Here is a 7,647-nt window from a genome sequence, read left to right on the forward strand (position 1 = left end):
GAACAATCCTTAAAACCTGACATTCAAATCGAAAGCGAGGGAGATATTCCGCTCACGTTTACCGTCGTAGGGGCGTTTATCCCACACCAGCATCACCCCGCCATCTACGACGTTGTTCCATTTAAGCCGTTGACCGTAACCCAACTGGACGATAGCCCCTGCGTCTTCACCTTGTTGCCAGTAGCCGCCCACACCAGCCACTCCCTGCTGTGTCCACACGGTGTCATAGTGTCGGTAAAGCACCTGCTCCGCGGTCAAGCCGGGAACTACGGAGAAATCACTTTTGGGGTTGTAATACGGCACATTCTCTTTGGTATTGGTGCTACCGCCGATACCCGGGGTAAAGTCCAGCGTGAAGCGCGGTGTCGTCCACATACGCTCTTTTCCGCTAAGCCCGTATTCGAGACGATCGTTACCATCCGAGAAATGTGAGGCCGCAAACGACAATTGATACTCTCGCCGTTCGTTTTGGTACCAGCGGACATACATGTCGCCGCCGTTTGCATATACGCCGCTACGCAGCGCACGCAGTGGCGTATTGCGGGAAAGACGCTCTGCTGACCCACCCACACGCCAGTTATCATTGAAGTCATGCCAGGCTGAAAGACGGCCCCCCATTTTCTGCCCGTCGCCATAATTACGGCCAGACAGTTCCATTTCGGCCCAGTAATCACGTGAAGTCCATTCAGCACCAGCCGCCAAATCGCGGCTGATGCCCTTTCCTTCTTCAAACTCGCCGGTGGCAAAGTTGAAACCGGTAAACAGTCGCCAGTTGTCATTAATCGGCGGGCTGTAAATCGCTGTATTGATGTTGAAGTCATTCTTACCGCTGACCGGACTATCGGAGGAGATCCCCTGCGTACCGCTGATACGCACTTCCGACATTTTGTGCACATCACGGATCCGTGCCAGGCGCAGCGTCGCTTCGTCATCCGGGCTACGGGCGATGACATCATCGGTCAGCTCATCGGCCTGTTTCCACTCCTGAAGATCCAGCGCCACATAGGCCTGCTGACGCTCCAGCTCCAGGTTGCTGGGCTCGATCACTTCCGCAAGCTTTAACTCTTTTTCCGCCGCATGTGGCAATCCACGGGCTTCCAAAACGGAAGCATAGGTTATGCGCAACCCCTGGTTACCGGACCCCGTTCGTGCCAGATGTTCTGAGAGTTTTTCTGCCTCAGGCAGTTCATTGGCAGCAAGATGATATTGCGTCAGCAGCGTCTGCCCGAGCAGCCAGTTATCATTAGGCTGTGGCGTTGGCGAGCCGTAGATACGACGCAGATACGGGCTCTCTTTGATCAAGTCATCAACTTGTTTTTTAGCGGCATCAAAGTTTTCATTATCAATATGCGCATAGAACAGATCCTGTTGATCTTCAGGACTGAGCGGCGTCACAGGGATAGGTCCGTTCGGATAATAGATGCTCGCCAGCATTGCTTCGGTCTTTTCCGGCTGACGTTCGCTGAGCCACGCTGAAGCCACCCAACGTTTGGCATAGTTGGGCACTTCACCGTCCGCGGAAAGGGATTCGTACTCCTGAATCACGTCGGCAGTGCGCTTACGCACCAGCAGGGCCCCCATGCGGTCAATCCTCGCCCGACGCACATCCCCCTGAGCTGCGGGTTCATCTTTCCAGGCTGCCAGCAACTGGTCATAGCGGGCAAGCGCTTTATCCGCCACGATAAAACGCTCATCTTCATTTCGTGCAGAGGTATAAGAAGCGCGCACCTTTTCGGCTGCAGCATCAAGCGCCAGACGCCGCTTAACGGGGTCAGATGTCGGAACCACTTCCGTCAGTCCCAACGCCGGTTCAGCAACACGGTTGGCTGACAGCGCTGACAACAGCGTGGATTTCGCATTTTTGTTACCCGGATCAACTTCATCCGCCTGGCTGGCGACTAACAGCGCATCCCAGTTTTTACCCTGTGAATGATACACATAGGCAAGCAGTGCATCAGAGTCAGCCCCCGGATGCGCGCGTGCCCATTTATTCGCTTCAGTCAGGGCCTGCTGATTGTAACGTGCATCCGCCAGCGTCATGATCCAGCCAGTACGCACATCGGCGTTCTCAGGCTCTTCCTGTACAACGCTCTCCCAGAGCGCTAATGATTCATTCCAGCTCTTCTGATTGCGATACGCACGTGCAGCGGCCACTTTGCCGCGTGCGGGCACTTCCATCTGCCCACGATACCTTTGCCAGATATCAATGGTTGCTTTATCGTTGTTATCAACCCAACTGGATACTTGCAGCCAGTCAGCCACCTGATTTGGCGTTAACGCACTTTTCTTTCCCTGCTCCTCAAGGTAGCGCAATAACGGTGTGCTATTACCACCTCGCGCTTCAATAATCAACGCATCGTAATCTGATACTGCTGCAGAGGCTTGCATTGGGAAAAGAACGCTTGCCGTAAATAAACAGGTTACTAACTTGAAGCGTTTAATAAAGTTGGCATGTCGACGCATACTGAACATATCTGCCCTTATATCTTACATCATAGTAAAAATAAGCGTTTTCAATAAGTTATAGTCATTCCATGACGGTTGCCGACCATGTAAAGTGCACTGCCGCTTATTTCGTAATATGGCTAAAAATCATTTAATTCTTTCGTCTTATTGACTCCCTATGACTCGTCCACTCGTCGTTGAGAGGCTGGCGAAAGCTCAGGAATTTTATCACTCAGTGTGGGGTCTTGCTATGTTATAAGAAAACTCTTAGGCAAAAAAAGTATTTTAAACCAAATTATCCTAATACTCTTGGGATCGAATACTGGATTTAGATTAAGTTTCCGTGACGAAACCACGTAACGATGATAACTATTATCAGCAAATATAGAAACACCAGGTAACTGTTTGCCTGATAAGCATTTTGAAAATTGACAGGAAAAACCTGATAATTAACAGTAACTGATAACACTATAAATAACATCAGTTAATTTTAAACGGCTAAGTTTCAGGGTTAAATCGGCAACATAACACCAGGCAAAAAGAATTAGGTAAAGATATAACAAAATGAAATTAAAGAGCTTTATGAGCAGTATGTTTATCACCTACCAAAAATGGCATTGTGGAATACCTCAATGAACTACCACAGGCAATTGTTAATTCCACTACGCCCAAGTGTATTTATCATTCCGTAAAACTGTACTTATCTATTTGTTAAATTATTGGCGATATCAACGACAATCAATTTTACCCTTACAAAATACAAGCCTAATACTATTGAATGATGTCCATTGAGCCATAAGCTTTTACGCTTACCCTTTCCGCATTCTTTCAGGTAATCTGGCAAAAGATGCCAACGGGAACTGGTCAATGAAAATCGTTAACGCAGAAGAAAAGCACATCCCCGCTATCCATACTATCTACGCACATCATGTTCTTCACGGGACGGCCAGTTTTGAGACTAACCCGCCAGATTCTCACGAAATGCTTGTTCGCCTGACTAAGATCCGCGAGCTGGGGTTGCCGTGGGTTGTGGCCCTGCAGGACGAAAAAGTCATCGGCTACTGTTATCTCACTCGCTACCGTGAACGCTATGCCTACCGTTATACGCTCGAAGACTCGATTTATATTGATCCGACATCACAACGTCAGGGCGCGGGCAAAGCGCTACTACACCATGTCATTACATGGGCAGAAACACACGGCTACCGACAGATGATTGCCATCGTCGGCGACAGCAATAATCAGGGATCGCTGAAAGTCCACCAGCAGGTCGGATTTATGGAGGTCGGCACGCTAAAGAATATTGGCTTCAAGCATGGTCGCTGGCTCGATACCGTATTGCTACAACGTAATCTGGGTGAAGGTAACAGCACACTGCCGCCCGACGCTGGCGCGATACTCTGAGGGAAAACGGAGGGGCCCCCCTTAATACTTATTTCAGTCGTTTGCCTGCTTTATCTACCTGCTACTCGCCATCTTCCTTTACGAAAATGCCTTTTTGCGCACAACAACACGATACCCAGAGGGGTTTCATCAGATAGATTTCTGTGGTGCAGGACTGGCAAGATGGAATGATAAGGTAGATGATTGCTACGCTTGAACATGTCAGTATAAACGATTAGAAAATAAAGCTAACCGACTAATTTTATTAGCTAAGCCACATTAAGGAATATGGGATGTTAAATGCCATTCTGGAAGGTAAAGCGGGAAGAATAACGCTAAATGAAGGGATGCGACAAAGCTGGCGAACTGTTTTTCAGTCCTATGAAGATCTACTCACAGCTGCAATCTGGAGCCGGGTTAACTATTTATCACCTGCTGCAATGAGTCATTTCTTTTCTGCATTGACCGGGAAATCCAGGGATGATTGGGGAGCTTATGAAGCTATCGCTTTCTGGCCAAAATTCGCTTTTCCCGATTCCATTGATGAAAAAATGCAGCCATACACATCTGGTCTGGAACAATTTTCTGAACCGGATGTGGTCATCACTTTCGAACATGCGGCACTGATTGTCGAGGTAAAACCACCTGCTGGAGGGATGCAATATCAACAGCAATGGCGAAAAGAACTTTATACTTATTTACACGATGATGACGCCAAACCTGTTGTCCATTTTTTAGCTCTGGGCAACTTGCCCGCCGCCGCAAAAACCTGGTTTCACGAATTAGCGACAGAGTTTCCCCAGGTTGAATTTCATGGACTGGAATGGCGTAGACTCAGAGAAATTTTCCAGCATTCAGAATGGAATGCCCCTCAGGATAAGCGCATCGTTGCTGATTGCCTGAAAGCCCTTGCTCTGTACGGCATCCGCGAACCACTACTTCCATGGCACAGATTTAGTCAATTTCTGACAGAGAATCCCCTCTCCGGCGATTTATCACTTATTAAGGAACAATAATGACACATGATCCCTTTGCTCAGGTTCGTCAGGCTCACCGCATCTGCGGGGCGTATTACCAGCAAATTCTGCCAATGATCAATGAGGTTGCGCAGAAAATAGAAACCTCTTTTCTCCTCTGGGATACATGGAGTTTCAATAAACCTCCTCGTCGCGGCGTGAATCCACTGGAGAGTTGGAAATGGGACTACCTGCCAATGATGGATGTATCATTCGTCTTTGGCAAACAAAAGCAGCCTTCTTTACCGATGTTGATGACCGACTATGTGATTGATTTTAAATTGGTTACTGACAGCGAATTAGAATATCACCAGCGCACATCACAGTACCCAAAAGATGAAGAACCACTGGCAACCCAACTGAAAACACCCGCCGACAAATCCCAAAGTTATCTGAATATTTATCTCTTCTCAGCAGCAAACAATGACACACCGTATTCCTCTCCAGAAGAGATGTGGGACAGCTATGAGGGCTATCCTGATACCCATTCCAAAGTACAATTTTCTGACAATAACCAAATTCGCGGTATCGGATTTTCAGTGCCGCTGATAGATATCGCGAACGACAATGGAGTGAATCTACTGGTGGAAAAAATTTTGGAACATAGAGAATATCTCATGCAAGGATAACCTGTTATCGCAGGATAACTTAATTTTTATAAGTGTTATCAGAGATTGAGCGGGTAATATTAAATCCAATATATCCTTATAATTCCAAAGTGATGCAGGGGGATTATTCAATAGAGAATAGTCCCCCTGCATCTCCCTATCGTTCTATAAATGGGACACTGCTTCCCACTTTTCAATCTGGACGGGTTATAACACATGAATTATAAATGCATCTGTTTTTTATCTCTGAGGTTACACCATGAACAAGAACATATTGATAGCAATATGCGCATTAGGTTTTGTGAATATTGCACATGCCGAAGTATATAAATTGGATAGTACGCATACGAATGCGACATTTAATATCGACCATTTTCAGACATCAACCAACCATGGTGGCTTTTACTCCATCAGCGGAGAAGTGAAATATCTTCCAGAGAAACAGCAAGGTGAAATGCAGGTAACCATTCCTGTTAAGTCTCTAAATACCGGTCTGGAAGCATTTGATAAACATATCCGTAGCAGCGATATACTCGATGCAGAAAAACATCCGAATATTGTATTCAAATCAACAAAATGGAACTTCTCTGAGGGCAAACCCGCCTCTATTGAAGGGATCTTGACGATGAAGGGTGTTACTAAACCTGTCACGTTAACGACGACCAAATTCGGCTGCTATATGAGTCCGGTTTTCAATGCTCAGGTCTGCGGTGGCGATTTCTCTGCAAAAATTGATCGTACCCTATGGGGTGTTGATTATCTCGTCAACATAGGAATGAGCAAAACAGTTGATATTAGTATTCAGGCTGAAGCAATACGCCAATAACAAGGAAGTAAGAGTGAAAGTGAATAAAACAGTTCTGGCCATAGCCTCTATGGCTATGATGATTTCATCGGGTATGGCGCAAGCCGAAGCATATAAAGCCAGCACCGAAGAGCACCCCATTAAAATGGTCAACATTGACGCTCTTGAAGATCAAGTAAAAGCCAGAATGGAAAAGGGAGCATTTGGTTATATTCGTGGAGGCGCGGAAGATGAAAATAATCTGCGCAGCAATACCGAGAGCTTTGATAAGAAATTTATCGTTCCTCGAGTATTGCAAGGTATTGAATTAAAAAATATCAATCTTTCAACCAGCTTGCTGGGCATTCCGCTAAAAACCCCCATAATCCAGGCGCCAATGGCAGCCCAGGGTCTGGCGCACGAAGCCGGTGAACTTGCCACAGCCCGAGGAATGGCCCAGGTAGGTTCAATTTTCTCTTTAAGCACCTACGGAAATAAAACCATTGAAGACGTTTCCAGGGCATCAGAGGGAAATCCGTTTTTCTTCCAGCTCTATATGAGTAAAAACAATAAATTTAACGAATTTATACTGAGTGAAGCAGTTAAGCATGGTGCAAAAGCGATCATTCTGACAGTCGATTCACCTGTTGGTGGATATCGTGAAGACGATATAAAAAATAATTTCCAGTTCCCTCTCGGCTTTGCAAATCTTGAGATGTTTGCGAAGCAGAGTGATGACGGTTCAAAAACAGGCAAAGGTTCTGGTATCAGCGAAATTTACGCACAAGCCAAACAAGCCTTCACACCGGAAGATATTAAATACGTTCACCAAATCTCCGGTTTGCCGGTCATTGTGAAAGGAATTCAATCGCCGGAAGATGCTGAGATTGCTATTAAGGCCGGAGCTGCAGCTATCTGGGTTTCTAACCACGGGGGAAGGCAACTCGATAGTGGGCCATCCTCATTTGATGTATTGCCCTCTATCGCAAAAGTGGTAAATAAACGCGTACCCATTATTTTTGATAGTGGTGTACGTCGTGGCTCACATGTATTTAAAGCTATCGCTAGTGGCGCTGATATCGTGGCTATTGGGCGTCCTGTCCTGTACGGTCTAAACCTTGGCGGGGCTCAGGGTGTTGCTTCTGTTGTCGAGCAACTCAACAAAGAATTAGTCATCAATATGATGCTCGGTGGAACCAAAGATATCGAGCAGGTGAAAAAAACCAAATTGTTGACCTTACGTGATCTGGAAGAATAAGAGCATACTTTGGGTTAACGGTGTGGAATATTAACCTCTCTGCTCCACTCACCAGAGACATTATTAAAAAATAGATAATAATGCTGAATACCGGCCACTATGGCCGGTATTTTATTTATTCACCATGGAGGAAAAATACCTTAATAGCCAAAA

Annotated in this window: 6 protein-coding genes; 5 read left to right on the plus strand and 1 reads right to left on the minus strand. The window is 46.3% G+C overall.

The window, feature by feature from the left end:
* Positions 1–9 precede the first annotated feature (9 nt).
* Entirely contained in the window at positions 10–2,472 is a 2,463-nt protein-coding gene (pgaA, locus tag JTI85_RS18065) for a poly-beta-1,6 N-acetyl-D-glucosamine export porin PgaA (RefSeq protein WP_219351842.1), read from the minus strand.
* An 840-nt stretch (positions 2,473–3,312) separates the two neighbouring features.
* Between pgaA and JTI85_RS18070 the strand changes: the two genes are divergently transcribed.
* From JTI85_RS18070 to JTI85_RS18090, 5 genes are all read left to right on the plus strand, one after another.
* Positions 3,313–3,849 (plus strand): GNAT family N-acetyltransferase, encoded by a 537-nt coding sequence (locus tag JTI85_RS18070; protein WP_219351844.1) that lies wholly within the window; start codon positions 3,313–3,315, stop codon positions 3,847–3,849.
* Positions 3,850–4,121: 272 nt separating this feature from the next.
* Complete coding sequence (locus JTI85_RS18075; RefSeq protein WP_048213138.1) at positions 4,122–4,844, plus strand: hypothetical protein; 723 nt, start codon at positions 4,122–4,124, stop codon at positions 4,842–4,844.
* Positions 4,844–5,473 (plus strand): hypothetical protein, encoded by a 630-nt coding sequence (locus JTI85_RS18080; protein WP_048213139.1) that lies wholly within the window; start codon positions 4,844–4,846, stop codon positions 5,471–5,473. The genes JTI85_RS18075 and JTI85_RS18080 overlap by 1 nt, the downstream gene beginning before the upstream one ends.
* 238 nt (positions 5,474–5,711) lie before the next feature.
* Entirely contained in the window at positions 5,712–6,278 is a 567-nt protein-coding gene (locus tag JTI85_RS18085) for a YceI family protein (RefSeq protein WP_219351845.1), read from the plus strand.
* A gap of 49 nt (positions 6,279–6,327) precedes the next feature.
* Positions 6,328–7,494, plus strand: coding sequence for a lactate oxidase (locus tag JTI85_RS18090; RefSeq protein WP_086523811.1), 1,167 nt, complete (start codon positions 6,328–6,330; stop codon positions 7,492–7,494).
* Positions 7,495–7,647 lie beyond the last annotated feature (153 nt).

Origin of the sequence: Citrobacter sp. Colony219, from assembly GCF_019382635.1 — a bacterium.
Lineage (GTDB): Bacteria > Pseudomonadota > Gammaproteobacteria > Enterobacterales > Enterobacteriaceae > Citrobacter > Citrobacter youngae.